Source organism: Actinacidiphila epipremni (assembly GCF_012034175.1).
Taxonomy (GTDB): Bacteria; Actinomycetota; Actinomycetes; order Streptomycetales; family Streptomycetaceae; genus Actinacidiphila; species Actinacidiphila epipremni.
Window position 1 is genome coordinate 211,652 of the sequence record NZ_JAATEJ010000009.1, and the last position, 17,527, is coordinate 229,178.

General features: G+C 67.9%; 21 protein-coding genes and 1 pseudogene. 10 read left to right on the forward strand and 12 right to left on the reverse strand.

Annotated features, from left to right (window positions below; translation table 11 throughout):
• Positions 1-108: 108 nt before the first annotated feature.
• Positions 109-693 carry a TerD family protein gene (locus HCN08_RS14460; protein ID WP_167983445.1) on the forward strand — a complete coding sequence of 195 codons (585 nt, stop codon included), beginning with the start codon at positions 109-111 and terminating at the stop codon, positions 691-693.
• A 92-nt stretch (positions 694-785) separates the two neighbouring features.
• Here the strand turns inward: HCN08_RS14460 and HCN08_RS14465 are convergent, their stop codons facing one another.
• The 5 genes from HCN08_RS14465 to HCN08_RS14485 all read right to left on the reverse strand — a co-directional run bounded on the left by HCN08_RS14465 (position 786) and on the right by HCN08_RS14485 (position 4,201).
• Positions 786-1,007 (reverse strand): hypothetical protein, encoded by a 222-nt coding sequence (locus tag HCN08_RS14465; protein WP_167983446.1) that lies wholly within the window; start codon positions 1,005-1,007, stop codon positions 786-788.
• Positions 1,008-1,052: 45 nt separating this feature from the next.
• Positions 1,053-2,018: an SMP-30/gluconolactonase/LRE family protein gene (locus tag HCN08_RS14470; RefSeq protein ID WP_167983447.1), complete on the reverse strand. Its 966-nt coding sequence runs from the start codon at positions 2,016-2,018 to the stop codon at positions 1,053-1,055.
• Positions 2,019-2,144: 126 nt separating this feature from the next.
• Positions 2,145-3,044: a helix-turn-helix domain-containing protein gene (locus tag HCN08_RS14475; RefSeq protein WP_167983448.1), complete on the reverse strand. Its 900-nt coding sequence runs from the start codon at positions 3,042-3,044 to the stop codon at positions 2,145-2,147.
• A gap of 67 nt (positions 3,045-3,111) precedes the next feature.
• On the reverse strand, positions 3,112-3,459 hold the full coding sequence (locus tag HCN08_RS14480; protein WP_167983449.1) for a MerR family transcriptional regulator: 348 nt from the start codon (positions 3,457-3,459) through the stop codon (positions 3,112-3,114).
• Between the two features lie 553 nt (positions 3,460-4,012).
• On the reverse strand, positions 4,013-4,201 hold the full coding sequence (locus HCN08_RS14485; protein WP_167983450.1) for a hypothetical protein: 189 nt from the start codon (positions 4,199-4,201) through the stop codon (positions 4,013-4,015).
• A 169-nt stretch (positions 4,202-4,370) separates the two neighbouring features.
• On the opposite strand from HCN08_RS14485, the gene HCN08_RS14490 reads away from it, so the two are divergent.
• Positions 4,371-5,510 carry a glutathione-independent formaldehyde dehydrogenase gene (locus HCN08_RS14490; protein WP_167983451.1) on the forward strand — a complete coding sequence of 380 codons (1,140 nt, stop codon included), beginning with the start codon at positions 4,371-4,373 and terminating at the stop codon, positions 5,508-5,510.
• A gap of 57 nt (positions 5,511-5,567) precedes the next feature.
• Here HCN08_RS14490 and HCN08_RS36565 read toward each other — a convergent pair whose 3' ends face one another.
• From HCN08_RS36565 to HCN08_RS14505, 3 genes are all read right to left on the reverse strand, one after another.
• Positions 5,568-6,809, reverse strand: a complete 1,242-nt coding sequence (locus tag HCN08_RS36565; RefSeq protein ID WP_206318775.1) for a DUF4041 domain-containing protein — start codon at positions 6,807-6,809, stop codon at positions 5,568-5,570.
• 116 nt (positions 6,810-6,925) lie between these two features.
• Positions 6,926-8,206 carry a DUF1682 domain-containing protein gene (locus HCN08_RS14500; protein ID WP_167983453.1) on the reverse strand — a complete coding sequence of 427 codons (1,281 nt, stop codon included), beginning with the start codon at positions 8,204-8,206 and terminating at the stop codon, positions 6,926-6,928.
• Positions 8,207-8,388: 182 nt separating this feature from the next.
• Positions 8,389-8,568, reverse strand: a complete 180-nt coding sequence (locus tag HCN08_RS14505) for a hypothetical protein (RefSeq protein ID WP_167983298.1) — start codon at positions 8,566-8,568, stop codon at positions 8,389-8,391.
• 236 nt (positions 8,569-8,804) lie between these two features.
• On the opposite strand from HCN08_RS14505, the gene HCN08_RS14510 reads away from it, so the two are divergent.
• The 4 genes from HCN08_RS14510 to HCN08_RS14525 all read left to right on the forward strand — a co-directional run bounded on the left by HCN08_RS14510 (position 8,805) and on the right by HCN08_RS14525 (position 10,670).
• Positions 8,805-8,984 (forward strand): hypothetical protein, encoded by a 180-nt coding sequence (locus tag HCN08_RS14510; RefSeq protein ID WP_167983454.1) that lies wholly within the window; start codon positions 8,805-8,807, stop codon positions 8,982-8,984.
• A 249-nt stretch (positions 8,985-9,233) separates the two neighbouring features.
• Positions 9,234-9,623 carry a hypothetical protein gene (locus HCN08_RS14515; RefSeq protein WP_167983455.1) on the forward strand — a complete coding sequence of 130 codons (390 nt, stop codon included), beginning with the start codon at positions 9,234-9,236 and terminating at the stop codon, positions 9,621-9,623.
• A 19-nt stretch (positions 9,624-9,642) separates the two neighbouring features.
• Positions 9,643-9,786, forward strand: a complete 144-nt coding sequence (locus HCN08_RS14520) for a hypothetical protein (RefSeq protein WP_167983456.1) — start codon at positions 9,643-9,645, stop codon at positions 9,784-9,786.
• Entirely contained in the window at positions 9,786-10,670 is an 885-nt protein-coding gene (locus HCN08_RS14525) for a hypothetical protein (RefSeq protein WP_167983457.1), read from the forward strand. The genes HCN08_RS14520 and HCN08_RS14525 overlap by 1 nt, the downstream gene beginning before the upstream one ends.
• A gap of 237 nt (positions 10,671-10,907) precedes the next feature.
• On the opposite strand, the gene HCN08_RS34785 is transcribed toward HCN08_RS14525, so the two are convergent.
• The 3 genes and pseudogenes from HCN08_RS34785 to HCN08_RS14540 form a co-directional block, all read right to left on the reverse strand.
• Complete coding sequence (locus HCN08_RS34785) at positions 10,908-11,330, reverse strand: PIN domain-containing protein (RefSeq protein WP_167983458.1); 423 nt, start codon at positions 11,328-11,330, stop codon at positions 10,908-10,910.
• Positions 11,327-11,581, reverse strand: coding sequence for a CopG family transcriptional regulator (locus tag HCN08_RS14535; RefSeq protein WP_167983459.1), 255 nt, complete (start codon positions 11,579-11,581; stop codon positions 11,327-11,329). Before HCN08_RS14535 ends, HCN08_RS34785 begins: the two co-directional genes overlap by 4 nt.
• Before the next feature lie 319 nt (positions 11,582-11,900).
• Positions 11,901-12,254: pseudogene (locus HCN08_RS14540) on the reverse strand (plasmid mobilization relaxosome protein MobC); the annotation flags it as partial.
• 350 nt (positions 12,255-12,604) lie between these two features.
• Here HCN08_RS14540 and HCN08_RS14545 point away from each other — a divergent pair.
• The 4 genes from HCN08_RS14545 to HCN08_RS14560 all read left to right on the forward strand — a co-directional run bounded on the left by HCN08_RS14545 (position 12,605) and on the right by HCN08_RS14560 (position 16,342).
• Positions 12,605-12,925 (forward strand): helix-turn-helix domain-containing protein, encoded by a 321-nt coding sequence (locus HCN08_RS14545; protein ID WP_167983460.1) that lies wholly within the window; start codon positions 12,605-12,607, stop codon positions 12,923-12,925.
• Positions 12,926-12,962: 37 nt separating this feature from the next.
• Entirely contained in the window at positions 12,963-13,430 is a 468-nt protein-coding gene (locus HCN08_RS14550) for an ImmA/IrrE family metallo-endopeptidase (RefSeq protein WP_240970086.1), read from the forward strand.
• A 174-nt stretch (positions 13,431-13,604) separates the two neighbouring features.
• The gene (locus tag HCN08_RS14555) at positions 13,605-14,594 is read left to right on the forward strand and encodes a nucleotidyltransferase (protein ID WP_167983462.1); all 990 of its coding nucleotides are present in this window, start codon (positions 13,605-13,607) and stop codon (positions 14,592-14,594) included.
• A complete protein-coding gene (locus HCN08_RS14560) occupies positions 14,591-16,342 on the forward strand; it encodes a ThiF family adenylyltransferase (RefSeq protein WP_167983463.1) in 1,752 nt (583 codons plus the stop codon). The genes HCN08_RS14555 and HCN08_RS14560 overlap by 4 nt, the downstream gene beginning before the upstream one ends.
• On the opposite strand, the gene HCN08_RS14565 is transcribed toward HCN08_RS14560, so the two are convergent.
• Positions 16,236-17,465 (reverse strand): SAVED domain-containing protein, encoded by a 1,230-nt coding sequence (locus HCN08_RS14565; protein ID WP_322974443.1) that lies wholly within the window; start codon positions 17,463-17,465, stop codon positions 16,236-16,238. The genes HCN08_RS14560 and HCN08_RS14565 overlap by 107 nt on opposite strands.
• Between the last annotated feature and the right edge of the window lie 62 nt (positions 17,466-17,527).

Here is a 17,527-nt window from a genome sequence, read left to right on the forward strand (position 1 = left end):
GCGCTGAGCCGCCGCCCAGCCGACGCCGAGCCGACCTGGTGGCGGCCACGGCGCAGTGAACCAGGCACACTTCACGTGTCGCAGTCCGAACCGACAAGAGGACCACGCATGATCACGCTCAACAAGGAAGACGAGCCGGCGGACCTGGGCGGGGTGACCCACCTTTCCATCGGGGTGTCCTGGGACCCCACCGCCGGCAGCAGCGGCGGGCTGATGGGCAAGATCCGCCAGAAGACCGGCACCGACCTTGACCTGATCGCGATAGCGATGCAGGGCCAGGAACCGGTGCGCCTGGCCGGCCTCGACTCCCTGGACCCGTTCGGCAACGGCTCGTTGGTGCACAGCGGGGACAACCAGACCGGGCGCGGGGAGGGCGACGACGAGACCGTGACCGTCGTGCTCGACCGGGTCCCGGCCAACATCACCAGCATCGTGTTCATCGCCGCCGCGTACAAGAAGCGCAGCGCCTTCCAGAACGCGCGCAACGTCAGCTTCAAGGTGTACGACGCGACCGGCGGCAGCACCCAGCAGGTCGCCGACATCTGGCCGAGCCTGCTCACCACCGACAACGGCTGCGCGGTGGCCAAGGCGACCCGGGGCGCGGATGGCTGGAAGCTCCAGGTGATCAACGAGACGGGCAAGATCAAGCAGGGGGACGAGCAGGCGCTGATGCGCTTCGCCATGAGCAAGTAGCGGGGAGCCGGCGGGGAGCCGCGAAGTGGTGGACGTCGAAGGCCCCTGCCGGTTCCGGCAGGGGCCTTCGACGCCAAGGGATCGGTGCGGCGCTAGAGCTTGGTCATCTTGGTGTACGGGCTGAGGATGCGCATGCGCGACGAACCGAAGTCGACGAGCGCCGCGACCCCCTCCTCGGTGTCGATCACCCGGCCGAGGCCGTACACGTCATGTGTGACCTGGTCGCCCACGGCGAAATGCTTGGCCGTGGGGACGACCGGGGCTTTGAAGGGACTGGTGGGCAAGTGTCGTTTCGGAGCATCGGGCTTTGTCATTGCTCCCAGTGTGCACTGCCACCCCCTCCGCCCGGGAGTCCGCTGTCACCTGGTGAGGCGGGCGAGCAGGAGGTTGGGGTCGTGCGCGGTGAGGTAGGCGGCGCTCAGGACGTGGACCGTGTCGCCGCGCAGGGCGAGTGAAGTGGGGTTCTGCAGTCCGTCGGCCGAGGTCAGGACGATGGAGTGGGTGCCGTCGGGCTGGACGAGGGCGACCTCGCTCGGGCTGTCGAGGGTGGCCAGGAGCTGGTCGCCGCGGCCGGTGAAGGCGAAGTCGTCGATGCCGGTCAGGCCGGTGGCCCGGGTGCGTGGCGTGCCGGCGCGGCCGTCGGGGAGGACGGGGATGCGCAGGACGGTGCCCTGGTCGAGGTTGGACGCCCATACGGCGCCGTCGTGGAGCTTCAGGCCGTTGGCGCCGAGGAATCCGGCGGCGGCCAGCTCGGGCGCGGTGGACCAGGCGGTGGGGGTGCCGCCGGCGGCCGGGACGCTCCAGATGGTGCCGAGCACGGAGTCGGTGACGTAGAGCGTGCCGGTGCGCGGGTCCCGCGCGAGCCCGTTGGGCAGGCCGTTCGCGGGCAGCGCGGCGATCCGCTGCGGCCGTCCGCCGGGCCGCAGCCGCCACACGCCGGTGAGGTCGGCGGTACCGGTGGCGTACAGGAAGTACAGCGTGCCGTCGCCGGCCCGTACGACGCCGGTGGTGAGCGGGAAGCCCAGCGCGGGGGTGTGGACGCCGCCGTCCGCGGGCTCGGGCAGCGTGGCGAGGACCCGTACGGCACCCGTGGGCGAGATCCTGGCGAGCTGCCGGCCCGCGGCGAAGGTGACGTACGCGTCGCCGTCCGGCGCCATGGCGATGTTCTCCGGCGTCTGGCCCCCGGCGAGGTCGAAGTGCTGGGCTATCCGGGCGCGGGTGAGCGGTGGGGTGGCGGCCGAGGCGGCGGTGGGGGCGGTCGCGGATGCCGCCGCCGCGAGCAGGAGGGCTGCCGTCAGGGCGGAGCGGAAGAGCTTGGTGGACATGGTTTCTCCCTGTTCGGGGTCGTTACGGTCGCCGGGCGGGGCCGGCGGGAAAGGGTGGCGGGGTGCCGTACGGCGGGGTCGCTCGCGTACGGCGGTCAGGAGGCGAGGGGATGCCGTACGGCGGGGTCACTCCCGGCCGGCGCGGGCCCCGGCCCGTACCGGCCCGGCGGGAAGGCCGGAGTGCGCGGTGGCCCGCGCGAGCAGCGTGAGGGCCGCCCGGGAGGGCGAGTCCGGCGGCGTCGTGGCGACCACCACGGCGGGCCCCGGCCCGCTGCTGAGCGTCTGCTGCGTCACGGTCAGCGAACCGACCAGCGGATGACGCATCTCGTACTCGGCGACGGTGCAGGCCCGGATCCGGTGGTCGGCCCACAGCGACGCGAACTCCGCGCTCTTGGCGGACAGTTCGCCGACCAGCGCATGCACCGCCACGTCCTCCGGATGCCGGCCGGCCACCAGGCGCAGCCCGCCGACCGCCGCCGCGGCCTTGCTCGGCCAGTCCGCGTACAGCTCACGGACGTGGGGGTCGAGGAACACCAGCCGGGTCATGTTGGGGCGTTCCCGGGGCAGTTGCGGCGCGTCCGGGTCCAAGTGCCCGGCGAACAGCGCGTGTCCGGGGCGGTTCCACGCCAGCACGTCGCTGCGGCGGCCCAGGACGATCGCCGGCACATCGCCGAGCACGTCCAGCAGTTGCCGGGTCGCCGCCGACACCCGCTCGGGCGCGGGCCGTTGGCGCCGCCTTCGCCCGCGTCCGGCACGGGCCAGGTCGTGCAGATGGCGCCGCTCGGACTCGTCCAGCAGCAGCGCCCCGGCGAGCGCGTCCAGCACCTCGGCCGACGCGCTCGCCGACTCCCCCTGCTCCAGCCGCGTGTAGTACGAGGCGCTCACCCCGGCCAGCAGCGCGAGCTCCTCCCGGCGCAGCCCCGGCACTCGCCGGCGCTCGCCGTACGTGTCCACCCCGACGTCGTCCGGGCGCAGCCGGGAGCGCCGGGCGAGCAGGAAGTCCCCGAGGGGCGTTTTCGCGGTCATGGCGTCGAGTGTGGGCCCGCCGCGCGTAGGTAGCCTGCCCCCACCGGGGGTAGGCACGCGGGGCCGGTCAGCCCGGGTCGGGGCGGGAGCCGGCCGCCTCGTCCGCGGCGCGGCGGTATTCGGCGTTGATGCGCTGGGCTTCTTCGAGCTGGTCTTCCAGGATCACGATGCGGCAGGCGGCGTCGATCGGCGTCCCCTGGTCGACGAGCTCGCGGGCCCGGGCGGCGATCCGCAACTGGTAGCGGGAGTAGCGCCGGTGCCCCCCTTCCGAGCGCAGCGGGGTGATCAGCCGGGCCTCGCCGATGGCCCGCAGGAAGCCCGGGGTGGTGCCGAGCATCTCGGCGGCCCGGCCCATGGTGTAGGCGGGGTAGTCGTCGTCGTCCAGACGATCGCTGAGCGGTTTGTCTGCTGCCATGTCACCTCGTCGTGCAACGCGCGTCGAGGGGCCCCGGCACCGTGCGGCACCAGGGCCCCGAGGGAAATTGAACACCATCGGCCGGTTCTCAGGGAGCGCCGGCCGCTCGTTTCCGCCGCCCTGCCCGGCATCGGGCGGGACGCGGGGATCGCGGCTGCGTGACCGGGGACCACCCTCCGTTCCGGGGTCTTGCGTTACCCGGCCCGAGGGCCCCTCGGACCGGGCGATCCTGACGGCGTCTGCTGCTGTGTCCTTTCCTCCGGGCCGGCCGCTGTACGAGCGGCCGGCCCGACCGTGTATGACGCCTACGAGATTACTGAGGCCGCACCCGAATGTCTACTGCGGCGAGCATAGATTTTGCACCCCAGGGATCACAGATAGCCGTTGACCTGCACCATCGGATCGCCCCGCCCCGCACGTCCACCCGTACGGCCGAGCCCGCGACCGAGCGACCACCCCAGGGCCACTCATGGTCACCCACGGCCACCGGGGATCACCCGCACTCACCGGCAGTCGCCCCCGATCACTCCGATCACTCCGGTCACTCCGGCGGTCAGGCGTCGGCGGGCGCTTCCTCGATGCCCTCGGCGAACTCCCACCACGAGACCGGCAGCCAGTCGCCGCCGACGAAGGCGTCCACGGCGGACCCGCGGCCGTTGACGACGATCTCCGTGCCCGGCGGGTACACGTGCCCTGACAGGCCGGGCACCGGCACGAGCAGCGTTCCCCGGCGTGGGGTCACGGACGTTCACCTGCGCTCTCGCAGTCGCGCACGAGCGGGCACCCCACGGACCGGAGCCGGGGCCGCACGCGCATAGTGTGCCCGAGCTTAGGCGATTTGTCCCCTTCCTCACAGAGGGGGAGCATGAGAACCAGATCACGTGAGGCACCCGCCGATCGGAGGTTCGCGTATGAGGGCCGTCGTCTACAAAGGACCGTTCGAGGTAGCCGTCGAAGAGGTCGGCAAACCGTCGATCCACCACCCGAACGACGTGGTCGTACGGGTCACGTCCACCGCGATCTGCGGTTCCGACCTGCACATGTACGAGGGGCGTACGGCGGCGGAGCCGGGCATCGTGTTCGGGCACGAGAATCTCGGGGTGATCGAGGAGACCGGCGCCGGGGTCACCTCGCTGAAGAAGGGCGACCGGGTGGTCATGCCCTTCAACGTCGCCTGCGGGTTCTGCCGGAACTGCACGGCCGGCTACACCGGCTTCTGCCTCACCGTGAACCCGGGATTCGCCGGCGGCGCCTACGGATACGTCGCGATGGGCCCCTGGGCGGGCGGCCAGGCGGAATACCTCCGGGTGCCGTACGCGGACTTCAACTGCCTGAAGCTGCCCGAGGGCACCGAGCACGAGAGCGACTTCGTGCTGCTCGCCGACATCTTCCCCACCGGCTACCACGGCAACGAGCTTGCCGACGTCTCGCCGGGCGACAGCGTCGCGGTGTACGGCGCGGGGCCGGTCGGGCTGATGGCCGCGTACTCGGCGCTGCTGCGGGGCGCGAAGAAGGTCTTCGTGGTCGACCGGGTGCCCGAGCGGCTGCAGAAGGCCGAGGAGATCGGCGCGGTCCCGGTGAACTTCGCCGAGGGCAGCCCGGTGGAGCAGATCAAGGAGCAGACCGGCGGCGAGGGCGCCGACAAGGGCATCGACGCCGTCGGCTACCAGGCCAAGTCCGGCTCCGCCGACCGCGAGGAGCCGGCCACCGTACTGAACTCGCTCATCGAGACGGTACGTCCCACCGGCGCGCTGGGCATCCCCGGACTCTACGTCCCCAGCGACCCGGGCGGCCCCGACAAGTCCGCTCAGCAGGGCATGCTCCAGGTCGCCATCGGCCGCGCCTTCGAAAAGGGCCTGCGCATGGGCACCGGCCAGTGCAACGTCAAGCGCTACAACCGCCAACTGCGCGACCTCATCATCGAGGACCGGGCCAAGCCGAGCTTCGTCGTCTCCCACGAACTCCCCCTGGACCAGGCCCCGTCGGCGTACGAGAAGTTCGACAAGCGCATCGAGGGCTACACAAAGGTCGTCCTCCACCCCCACCAGTAGCCCCCACCCAAGGCCGGGCACCCCAACCCAAGGCGCCCGGCCCCGGGCACGCCCGTGCTACGGCCACCGGCCGCGACTCTGGAAATACTCGACGGCCGAGGGCTCCTCCGTGAACTCGAGCAGGCCGCCCACCTGGTCCGCCAGGAGTGCGCGGACCTCGGACGGCGTGGCGAAGAAGAACTCGCGCCGCAGGTTGACGAAGTTGACGCGTCGGCCGGCGAACGCCTTGTGAAGTTGCGCCTCCAGAGTCACCGCGTCCTCGGAGAAGAACATGGCGTGCACGTCGTAGCGGAACGGTACGGAGGCGTCGCCGAGTTCCCGGACCCGGTCCATCGGGTCGAGGCGGCGTGTCATGCCGATCTTGACGATGTCCGGGCCGAACGCACCGATGTTGGAGATGACGTACACATATCCGGCGCGGATGTTCGCCAAGCGGTAGTCGTTCGCCGCGATGGCCTTCTCGATGTCGGCGAGGCGGCTGGAGAGTTCCGTGACGGCGTCGTCGTCGCCCTTCGCGCGGAGAGCGGCGAGAGCGCTGACGTAGTGCGCTCTTTCCTTTTCGAGCCGTTCCTTCTCGGCGGCCAACTCCTGCTCGGCTCTGCGCTGCTCGCGGAGGAGCTGCCGCTCCTGGCGGGCGTGTTCGCGTTCTTCCCGCACTTTCATCTGGAAGTCGGCGGTCAGTTCGAGCTCGCGGATACGCAGCGCGTGGTATTCGGGGTTGATCCGCATCTCCATGATCGCCCCGAGCCTCTCGATCGCGGCGACCGCCGACTCCAGCCGCCGCAGCGCGGTGCGCACGTTCCCCGACTTCAGCGAGCGCACGCAGTTGTCGGCCTCGGCGTTGTAGGCCCGCAGCATCAGCTTGGACAGATCACCGACCAACTTCCTTCCCCGGGCCAGGGAACCGTCGAAGGTGAACGTGTCGGCCGCGAGGATCGCGCGGCTGCTCTTGACCGCTTCGCCGATCTCGCCTTCGAGGCTGCGCAACCGGTCCTTGTAGGCCGCGGCGTTCTCCAACGGATGGTGGTAGCGATAGATGCCGACGTCCTGCAGCGCACGCTGGTCGCTGAGATCGACGGGGCCGGCGCCACCTCGCGCCGCTGCGAGCGCTGCCTCCAGGTCGGCGATGCGGGCCAACAGCGGCGCGGGGTCGACGCCGTGGGAGGGCGGCGCGGGCGGTGGGTCGGCGGAGGGGTCCTGCCCTGCTTCCTGCGCCCCCTGCGCCAGGCCCGTCGAACTCCAGGTGCCGGCCACGGACTTGGCGGCGTCGGCATCCGGTTCGGGCCCGTCGTCGGGCACGAAGAGGCGCCAGCCAGGCGGCGGGGCCGGCCAGGCGGGGTCGGGGTTCCATCCCGGTGGGGGTGTCCAGCCCTCGGGCGGCGTGGGCCACCCTGGGGGCGGATTGAAGCGCACCGTCACTGTCCCCGAACGCGTACGCCGCGGCTGGTGTCCGCGGGGGCCAGGTCGAACGGCGACTTCGACATCGCGGCACCGAGGTGTCGCAACGTGTCCTGCGGGATCACCTTGGTCAGGTCGAAGCTGGTGAAGGTCTCGCGGTCCGCCGCCACAACGACCAGCGGGACGGTGGTCGGGCGGCCGGTCGCGGTGTCGATCGTCTCGACGCCGACCGCCAGCGCGATCGAGTGGATCTTGCCGGCGCGGTCGGCCTCGAAGACCTCGTGCAGGCAGCGCACCGCGACCTGCCAGACGGCGTTCGCGTACCGCTCCTTCCTCTCGCGAACGGACAGGTTGGTCGAGGTGATCTCGTCCTTCCCCTTCAGGTACCGGTACGCCTTCACCGACGGCATGGACGAAGGCTCCGGAACGCTGACCTTCAGGGAGAGTTCGCGGGACGCAAGGCTGAACGCGTGGTCGTGCGTCACCGGGAAGACCTTGGGGTAGAGCGAGTTGGCCAGAACCATGCCGACGTAGTCATGGATGGCGGATTCGACGTCGAAGGCGAGGTCATTGATGAGCTTGGCGACCTCGGCGTTGTGCGCCGACGCCTCGGCCTCGCGCTCTTCGCATTCCTGCCTGTACTTGTCCTCGGCTGCCGACAGCTCCGCCAGCCGCTCGGCTTCCGACTTCTCGCGCTGGGCGGTCTTCTTCTCGTACCTGCCGCGGGCAGCTTCCCTGGCCCGTTCCCAGTGCTGATGCGCCTCCGCGAAGGCGGTCCGAGCCGCCTCGACGGCTTGTTGGTGCCGCTTCTTACCGCCGAGCATGGCGGACAGTCCGCCGGGTGCGGGCGGTTCCTCGTACGCAGGCTCAGGCGCATAGGCCGGTTCCGGGACCAGGGGGACCGGGACGGCCAGGCTTCCGGGCGCGAACGGGGGATGCTCCACCTCTGAGATCTTCAGGGATTCGAGATCGATGTAGTCGTCCATGTCCAGGGCCCACACGAGCAGCCCGTCGATGTCGGCGAGGTCGCCGGCCAGGTCGGCGTTCATCGACTCGACCTCGGCGAGCCTGGCCTCCACATGGAGCCGCGCGGCCTCACGCTCTGCGGCCTTCTTCTCCGCGGCGGAGGCACGCGCCGCCACCACCTGCGCGCGCTCGTACGCCTTCGCCGCCCGCTCCGCCTGCCGCTGCGCCGCGAGATGAGCACGGTGGGCCGCGGCCTCCTGCTGGCGCCGGCGCTTCTCCGCCTGCTGTGCCTGGTAGTTCAGCTCCGCGAAGAAGCCGCGGCGTTTACCCATAACGTCCCCCCACAGGAGTCGGCGCCAAAGGATCTCAGCGTCGGACGTTCACCGTAGCCATGATCGTTGCCGCGGGCGGGCTGAACTCCGGATTGCAGGATCTCGGCGACGACGCAGAGGGCACGGGCCAGGATTCGGCCCGTCCCGCGGGCCTGCCCCGGCCACGACGGGGACGAGAACCGCTACCCGCCGCGCAACCACGCGACCCCGGGATCGACCCTGGCCAGCAGCGGATTCGCACCGGCCCCCTGCGGCACGTACGTCGGATAGCCGTCCGGCAACTGCTCCCGGGTGGCACCGAACGGGATGAGCGGCCCGTCGACGTCCAAGAACAGCAGGGGTCGTCGCGCAGCGCCAGTCACCGCAGCACCGTAGCGCCACCGCCGGCAGCCGGCCCGACGGTCGCTGCCCCCGCAAGCCGCGGAGCGGACCGCTCCTCGCCGAACCCAAGCCACCGCAGCCCCCGTTCAAGCCACGCTTCCCCCACTTTCCGTACTTCCGACCGCAGTTCATGTGCGGGGGCAGCCCGGTCGCAACCGGTTCGCCATGGGGCGCGGACGACCGGGGAAAGCAGTTCGAGGACCAATACCTCCCGAACGTGACCAGCATGACGATGGCCGCCGAAGTCCTGGCGTTCGGCCTGGCCGGCATCCACGACGCGATGGTCGACATGGCGGGCGGCCACGTGGGCAACAAGGAACTGATCCGGTCGATGTTCAGCAGGAACGGGCCACGCCCGGAGCCTCCCCCGCACACCGCCGGGGGAGGTCTGCAGTGAGCGTCGCCGACGAGGCCAAGAAGATCGTCATGAAGCTGACCGGCATGTGGTGGCCGGACGCCGACGCGGGCGGTCTACGGGACGCGTCCACCGCATGGCGCACCTTCGCCGACGACGTGGAGACGCTCACGGCCGCGGCGAACACGTCGGCCCGCACGCTGATCGAGCAGAACACGGGCGCGGCTGGCTCCAGGACACGATCGACGGCGCCCACGACCTGGCGACGACCTCGACCAGTACGCCGACAGCGTGCACAGCGCGGTGACGCAACCGGAGCACAAGTTGGAGATCGTCGGCGGCACCACGCTGGCCACCGCCGCCATCGCCGGCGTCGAATCGGTCACCGTCGGCCTCGCCGTCACGCAGCCCATCGCGATGGTCAGCGGCGAGAGCAGCGGCCTCAATTTCGACGAGGCGACCGACGCCGCGCTCTACGCAGTGGTCTTCGGCGGCGGGTTAGGCGCGGCCGACGGCCGGCTACGACGACCTCGGCATGCTGATGCGCACCGGGGAGGGCGGCGGCGCCGGCCCCGGGAGGGGCCCCTGGCCCGTGTCCGACGCGGTGTAAGGGTCCGCAAAGGGAAAATCACTGCTGCCGCCCAACTCACGGCACACCGTCTCCGGTGCGGAGTCCGGTGAAAGCAAGGCGAAAAACAGCGTGATCCTGCGCGGGTACCAGCAGCAGGTGAATCAGGACGTCGCCGACATCGCAGCCGGGCAAGCACTCGTGAAGAATCCACGCTTCATCAACAATCCGGAAGCCATCCAGAAAGCCCAGGCAGTTTATGATGGGACGTACTGATGACCTACAACCTGCTCGTCACCGAGCCGCTGAGCGAAAGAGCCGTTGCCGAAGCGCTTGCCGAGTGCTTCGGCCTCCCCATCCGCGATGTCGACGTGGCCGACGAGAACGCCGACCAGGACGCACGGAACTGGGACGCGCCGGTGCTCTGCGAGACGCATGCGGTCCGCGGCGACGTGCGGACGTCTCTGGACATCTACGCCCACGACAGCGTTGAACCGCAGCCGACCGAGCCGGAACTTGCCGCGGCGCTCGCGCGGGTACTCGGCCGCTCAGTCCTCTACCCGACGGACTCGATTCGGCCCAGCGCGTATTGGCTCGCCACCGCCGACGGCACCGTCACCCGGGCACGGCTGCTCGACCCGGACGACGAGGAGCCCGGCTACCGGGTCGATGCCGTCGAGGCACCTGTCGCCGACCTCCCGAACGCTCAGGTCATCCGACTTCCGGAGATCGTGCAGGACCAGGAGAAGCCGACGCCCGTCAGCGACCGCTTCGCTGCGTCTCTGAATGCCCTGGGGACGGGCCGAACCGACGAAACCGGCTCCCCGTACTGGACGGCTGCGACGAACCTGGGGGCATGGGAACAGCTCGTACAGACGATGACGGACGACTGGGCTCCCGCGGGTTGGTACCCGGCGGATCTGTATGTACAAAACCTCACGGCGCGGGACGAGCTGGAGGACCTGCAACAGCAGCTTCCCCAGCAGGCGGCCGACTTGCTGGAGGCCGCGGTGGACCTGGTGGACCGCCATTTCATCAACCTGACCGTCCCCGCCCCCGCCTGGTACCTGGACCTCAAAACGCAGCCAGCACTGAAAGTCCCCGACGAGGACAACGCCCCCTGGTGGTGGCGCCGCCGCCCCGACCCCCTCCCCTGGTAGCCCGACGTCGCACACGCCGCCGGCCACCCGAATCCGAAACGCTGAACACCAAGAGGGCCGGACCACGACCACGGTCCGGCCCTCTGCGCTGGCGGAGGATACGGGTTTCCAACTCGCGAGAGGTTGCCGTATACGCGGAAGCGGAGGCGTTCTGACCTGCGCTCAAGCGGCAGCCCTGCTGGGTGGTGGACGGCCCCGGACGCGGCTGAACGAGACCAGAACTGAGACCGGGCCGCGTCATACCCGCTTGACGACGATCGTGTCGGGGACGAGCTTTCCCAGGTCGTCGACGTCCGAGGTGAAGACGGTGACCTGCCCCTTCTGCTGTCGTGCAACCACGGCGAGCACCGCATCGATCGCGTACTTGCGACCGTGCAACTTGGCATCAGCGAGAAGCCGACGGGCCTGTCGGGCCTCGTCCTTTCCGACGTCGGCGACCTTGAGCCGGGAGAGCACCCAGTCCCAGCGCTGCTCGGTGGTCCTGCCGTCGTACGCCTCGACCAGTGTCATCGGGGAGGTCACCACGTCCGCTTCGCCCCGGGCCGCGAGGTCGAGCCAGGTGATCATCTTCCGGTCGCCGCGTACGGCGAGGGACAGAGCTTCGCAGTCGAGGACGAAGACCCTGAGCGGGGGCCCGTGCTCACCGCCTCGCTTCTTCACGCGGCGTCTCCGACCCTGCCCGGCCGACGGTGCGCGTGCTCGGCATCGAGACGGCTCAGCTCATCGAGCGCGGCTGACCGCTCGTCCTCGGTGACGGGCCCGTGCTCCGCCTCGAGCCAGTCGACGAGTTCGACCAGCCGATCCCGATCGCGCTTGGCTCGCAGCGCCTCGGCGACATACGCCGACAGGCCGCGCTCAGCCGCCTCCGCTCGGATCTCGTCAAGGAGGTCCTCGGGAATCGTCACCGGCATCACTCCGGCTGCCCGCGGGGCCGGCGGCGTCACTCGCCGCGTTCTCCAACGCCTTCCGCCTGAGGTCAGCGCCCTGGGATGGAGCAGGGCCATCCGACACTTCCACCGGTACTGGCAAGGCGCCTGCTCTCTTGCCATCGACTGGCACGTAGTGGCAGCCGAAGTCGATGAGCTCGTGGAAACACCGTGCAGCTGATGAGGCCTTCCACGCTGATCGCCGCGGACGCTCAGTAAGGAGCTACGTCGGAGCGTTGCCGACGGGGGCACATCAAAGTGCGGGTCACGATTCCTCGATGACGAGGTTGGTGGCCGTTCAGGGGGCGCGGAACACGTGCGTACGGCGGCGGTCCATAGACAGCGGAAGGTTGGCGGTGAAGCGTCCCACGACGAAGGCGAGGACGATGTCGGCCGCGAAACCGGATTCGCCCTTGTAACCGTGCTCCGCAGCGGCTTCGCGTTGGCGGCAGTGCTCGTCCGGTGTGAAGCGCAGGGGGCCGACGCGGACAGCGCGCTTGTCGCCGGTGAAGCGGCGGATCGCGGGCCGCACGCCGTGGACGGATGGCGAGTCCGGTACTCCGGCAAACGGCTGCAAAGGTCGGCGGGTTCCTGTGACTGGCCAATCTGGACACGGATCAGACTGCTGCCATGGGCTGAAGGACCGTACCGCAGTCAACGGTCGAGGGATGGCTTCCTCCCACTCTGCGAGCGAGAGGAACGGTTACGCCGAAGAGCCCCATCCTGACCAGGCGGACGGGTGACGGCTGGCACCTCCGCCGACTGTACGTGGTTCCAGTGCACGACCTGTGATGCCCGTGGCCTGTGCACAGCTACCCCCTGATGGACGAAGGGCGCTCCGAACTCGCACGTGGGGTTCTGGCAGGGAGCGAGGTCACACTCAAACGACCTATGTTGGACGAGCACACGATCGGACTGAGAAACGGGCCACATGTTCGGATCGGCCGGTAGTGAAGCTGGGCAATGGGCAGTAGGTTGTCAGCGTGGCTGACATCTCTGAGGAGCACTGTGGACGAGCAGGCGTTCAATGCGGCCGTCGGACGAAACATCCGAGCGGCGCGGCAGCGGGCTGAGCTGACCCAAGAACTTTTGGCCCGCCAGGCAGGACTGTCACGAGGGTCGATCACGAATATGGAGTCGGGCACTCAGGCACCTCCTCCCTACCGCCTTGCGCGGATCGCCGCAGCTCTGCATGTGGAACCAGCCGACCTTCTGCCTCCACTGGGGCCAGGGTCCCAGGTCGGTGACCTTCCCGAACACCTAGCCGCCGAGGTGGCGTCCGTGCTGTCCGCAGCAAAGAAGATGCGGGTGGACGATGGGCAGAGCTGACGTTGCAGCTAAGGCTCTGCTGGAAGAGTGCGGCGTCATGGGCGCGCCCATCGACCCGGAGTGGATTGCACGAGATCTCGGCGTGCTAGTCGTGCCACAGGACATGGCCGATGACGTGTCCGGCATGCTGCTGCGCCGGGACGGTGAGCGGGTGATCGGAGTGAACCGCAGCCACCCGTCCGTGCGCAGAAGATTTACCGTCGCCCATGAGCTGGGGCATCTTCGAATGCACCGGGGTCGGCCTCTGATCCTTGACACGGACACGCGGATCAACTACCGCAACACCGTCTCCAGCATGGCCACAGACCGGGAAGAGATCGAGGCCAACCGGTTCGCCTCTGCCCTACTAGCTCCTGAAGCGATGGTGCGCGAGGCCGTGTGGCGCACGAGGTTCCGAACCACACAGGAGCTGGTGAGAGACCTCTCCCGCGAGTTCAAAATGAGCGAGGTTGCCATGAATTATCGACTCATGAACCTCGGCATCATCTCCGGCCCCGGCCAGTAATCGTCCAGGACTCCGCCGTGGAAAGTGTCCACCGAGGGCTGACCTGGGCTCACATGTCAGCCAAACTGTCCCTCAATTTATGTTGCACATCCTGCCGCCCCTGTGCTGTGATTGATGAGGAGTCAAGGGACTGACTCCATTCATTGGGCATTTCCGCTTTTCCAGGAGGAGAAGATGCAGCACATCAACTACTTCGGCACCTTCCTCAAAGAAGTCGTGAACCTCAGCGATGCCAAGCTGAACCTGCTGGATCTGCGGGTCACCGCGATCTACACAGCACTGAAAGCAGACATGGAGCTCGGCAGCCTCATCCTTGGCAAGAAGCCGCAGGGTTCATGGGCTCAGCGCACGATCATCAACCCGGTCGGCAACAAGGAGTTCGACGCCGACTTCATGCTCGACATGAAGGAGAACGCCGACTGGGCCCACAGCCCGAAGCTGTACATCGAGAACGTCTACGCTGCGATCCACCGACACAGCATCTACAAGGACATGCCGCACACTCGTAAATGTCGGTGCGTCCAGCTCAGTTACGCGAACTCGATGCACGTCGACATCGTCCCCTATGTGAAGCTCGCCAGCGGTCGCGAGGTCATTGTGAACCGGGACGAGGACCGGTGGGAGGACACCAACCCGGCAGGGTTCACCGCATGGATGCAGACAAAAGACAAGATTGCCGAGGGTAACCTCCGCAAGGTCATCAGGTTGATGAAGTATCTGCGCGACCACAAGGGGTCCTTCACCGGCACCAGGTCGATCATCTTGACGACCCTGCTCGGCGAGCGGGTGTCCGAGATCTCCAAGTTCACCGACCCCGGCTACTACGGGAACGTCCCCACCGCCTTGCTGCACATCGTCAGCGACCTCGACGACTGGCTTCAACTGCGTCCCTACAAGCCGTCCATTCCCGACCCGTCGGGCTCCGGGGTGACCTTCGACCACCGGTGGGACCAGACCGCCTACGCATACTTCCGGGACCGTATCCATGCCCATGCGGCAGAGATCAAGCTCGCCTACGAGGAGAGCGATCCAGCGAAGAGCGTTCGGCTGTGGCAAAAGGTGTTCGGTGATCGTTTTCAGGCACCTGTTGCGGCAGCCGGCTCCAAGTTCGTCGTACCGGCCTCTGCTATCGCGACGGTGCCCAGGAGCGGGCGAGCGGGATGACAAAACGCAAGCCGGCCCGGCCAGGCATGACAGCGTGGCAGGCCAGGGTTCTGAGTGACCTCCGAACCCTGGCTGCACTGCAACCGCACGATCTGCGCATCACTGACCAGACGGTGACAACCGCACGTGGACTTGTTGGCTTCGGGCTGCGGCTGCATACCGCCGGACTGCCCGCAGCAGAAGGGGGGCTCCCGCTGGAGGACGACGAAGACTTCTTCGTAGTGGTGCCCGACGACTCGCTGCAGGCTCCCATGGTGGAAGTCGTTCATGACCGATTCGTCGGCTATCCGCACGTGCTTCAAGGCCGACGGCTGTGCCTGTACTTGGATCCTTCCCGTGAGTGGGATCCGGCAGGTGGCATCACCGCCCTCCTCAACCGGCTTTGGCAGTGGCTGGCGGACGCCTCGGCGGGCCGCTTCGACGCCGCCACAGCGATGTATCACGCCGTCGGCGGAGTGCTGCACCAAACCTCGGGTACACCGACCATCGTGGCCCGCGAGTCCGGTTCTGATCAAAACCTCCAGCTCGCATGGCTGAAGCCCAGGTCGCCTCATCGATTGGACCTGACCTACGAGAGCGGTGGTGAAGACTGCATACGGGTCCCGGTCCTCACCACCGCGAGCTGCATGCCTTACGGGGCGGGCAGCACGCTTGGTGAACTTCTCGTCCTCCTCACCGCCCGGCCACCCTCCCAGGAGACGGCCCGGCCTTCGAGTCTGCCCGCGCAATCCGCAGCTTTCCTGACTGCTCTGACGGCTGTCGCTGCCAAGAGTCCACACGACGCTCCGCAGTACTTCGTCCTGGCCGTGCCCCATCCGAGGGGAGGCCCTCACCATCTGCTAGGAGGTCGCGTGGCCCCGTCAACTGCCAACGTTCTTCGTCAGAAAGTGAGGCAGCACGGTACCGGCACTGCCGTTCGCAGCCTCGGCGCGGCCGACTTGGAGGCTCCCATCGAGTGGTGCAGGATGTCAGACGAACGCCCGGCAGTAACGACTCGACGGGACACCAACCGGCCCATCAGCGCGTTCCTCGGCAAGAACGTCCACGTGTGGGGATGTGGTGGCATTGGGTCCTGGGCAGCCGAATTCGTAGCCCGCGCCGGAGCTGCAGAGATCACCCTGTGTGACCCGGGAACCATTTCCGGTGGCCTTCTCGTTCGCCAGAATTACTCGGAGAACGATATCGGGAGTATCAAGGCGGAGGCTTTGACTCGCCGTCTGAGAGCCATCAGCGATGGTCTCATCGTCAATGTCACACCTCAGCTCTCACGCAAGGAAGCTAAGCGAGCCGTAACCACAGCCGATGTCGTCATTGATGCCACGGTGAGCGTTTCTGTCGGTCGGCTCTTGGACGTACTTGCTGACCACCCGAGGCGCAGTGCTCTCCTTGCCCAGATAGCCACCGATACCCGGACCGGGAGCTTGGGCATCCTAACCGTGTCGGCCCGTGCCGACCGTGTCGGGCCGGCCACCGTCGACCGCCAGGCCGGTCCTGAGGTCCTGAAAGATTCCAAGCTGGAGCTCTACCACCCTTTGTGGCAGGAGCCATTCGAAGACGACGAGTTGATTCCCACTCGCGGCTGTTCGGTGCCCACCTTCCACGGTTCAGCTGCGGATACGGCCGCGGTGGCAGCCAGTCTGGTTACTCTCCTGGGTCCTCATCTGAGCGCCGGAGTCTCCGGTACACATCTCTGCGCGCTGCCGCACGCGCATGGACGACCGGCCCACCACTTCCTCCCATACTCCTGAGGACCGGTCTCACAGGAGTTCCACCTTCTCTCTCGTCCACTCCCAGACCAACGTCCAGCGTGCGCCAGTATCTGCCGTCCAGCCGCTCATAGATCGCGAACTGAGGATGCACCTGCAGATGGTGGAGACGCCCGAGAGCTATGGCTGCGGACATCGGGAGAGCAGGGATCACATGCAGCCGACGGACGGTTTGGGGAGCCGCCTCCAAGTCGGCGAGGAGGGAGCGGACACAGGCGGTAAAGCGCTCCAAAGAACCTCGGTTGGCGAGAATGTCAGGGGCACTTGGCACCGATGAGGGGCTGATGCGGAAACGGCGCAGGCCTGTCAGCTCAGCAGGTATCTCTTCCGGGTTGACGGTGCCCGAGACGCTCAGCACGACCACTTCCTCGGGCCCGTGCGGGGCCGCGTGATCGAGGTGGGTTGCGAAGTCAACGATCGGAGCCGTGTCCTGCCAGGACCAGGACTCATCATGACGGCGGCGCTGAAAGATTTCGGTGGGTACCGTGTCATCGAGACGTGAGCCGAGATAGACCAGCAAGGGAAGCCGGGCGAAGCCGAAGACGCTGAGGTGCCTTACATTGTCGCGGGCGATACCCCGCTTCAACTGGTGCTCGATCACATCATCAATGACTGCCGTGGCCTGGCGGTGGTAGGTGCGGCCCCGCTCTCCTGCATCCCAACGTGTGTCCCCTGGCCGGGTGGACTCACCGGGCAGGTGACGTAGATCAATCTCGATGCCGTGCCGGGAGTACGACTCCAGGAACAACGGATACCGCTTAGCGGCGACTACGGCCGTTGCCGCTGTCTGCCTGGACAGTTCGACCTCTCGACCATGGACCTGACCCACCATGCGGAGCACGGTGGTCGCGCGGTCTTCGCCAAGACCTGTGAGGTGCCGGATACGGTCTTCGTGCGAGTACTTCAGCTCTCTGAGCACGTTGACGGTGAAAACGTCCAAGGCTCCGGGCGCATCGAACTCGTCGTGTTCGTCCGCGCAGACCAGTATCAAGTTGTCAGCCGACTCCCGGTGATCCAGTTCGCTCTCACCTCTCGGCGAGAGAGCATTGTCACGCCTGCCGACGATATGGGCGAGTTCGCCCAGCCGTAACGTCCTGGCGGTCATTCCCCCGTCCAGGAGGTAACGGTTACAGATGGCGCATCGCCCTCCGCACCGGACCCACACTT

Coding starts and splice junctions, on each gene's coding strand:
- HCN08_RS14460 (WP_167983445.1), top strand. CDS start 109: ATGATCACGCTCAACAAGGAAGACGAGCCGGCGGACCTGGGCGGGGTG.
- HCN08_RS14465 (WP_167983446.1), bottom strand. CDS start 1,007: ATGACAAAGCCCGATGCTCCGAAACGACACTTGCCCACCAGTCCCTTC.
- HCN08_RS14470 (WP_167983447.1), bottom strand. CDS start 2,018: ATGTCCACCAAGCTCTTCCGCTCCGCCCTGACGGCAGCCCTCCTGCTC.
- HCN08_RS14475 (WP_167983448.1), bottom strand. CDS start 3,044: ATGACCGCGAAAACGCCCCTCGGGGACTTCCTGCTCGCCCGGCGCTCC.
- HCN08_RS14480 (WP_167983449.1), bottom strand. CDS start 3,459: ATGGCAGCAGACAAACCGCTCAGCGATCGTCTGGACGACGACGACTAC.
- HCN08_RS14490 (WP_167983451.1), top strand. CDS start 4,371: ATGAGGGCCGTCGTCTACAAAGGACCGTTCGAGGTAGCCGTCGAAGAG.
- HCN08_RS14500 (WP_167983453.1), bottom strand. CDS start 8,206: ATGGGTAAACGCCGCGGCTTCTTCGCGGAGCTGAACTACCAGGCACAG.
- HCN08_RS14525 (WP_167983457.1), top strand. CDS start 9,786: ATGACCTACAACCTGCTCGTCACCGAGCCGCTGAGCGAAAGAGCCGTT.
- HCN08_RS14535 (WP_167983459.1), bottom strand. CDS start 11,581: ATGCCGGTGACGATTCCCGAGGACCTCCTTGACGAGATCCGAGCGGAG.
- HCN08_RS14550 (WP_240970086.1), top strand. CDS start 12,963: ATGGGCGCGCCCATCGACCCGGAGTGGATTGCACGAGATCTCGGCGTG.
- HCN08_RS14555 (WP_167983462.1), top strand. CDS start 13,605: ATGCAGCACATCAACTACTTCGGCACCTTCCTCAAAGAAGTCGTGAAC.
- HCN08_RS14560 (WP_167983463.1), top strand. CDS start 14,591: ATGACAAAACGCAAGCCGGCCCGGCCAGGCATGACAGCGTGGCAGGCC.
- HCN08_RS14565 (WP_322974443.1), bottom strand. CDS start 17,465: ATGACCGCCAGGACGTTACGGCTGGGCGAACTCGCCCATATCGTCGGC.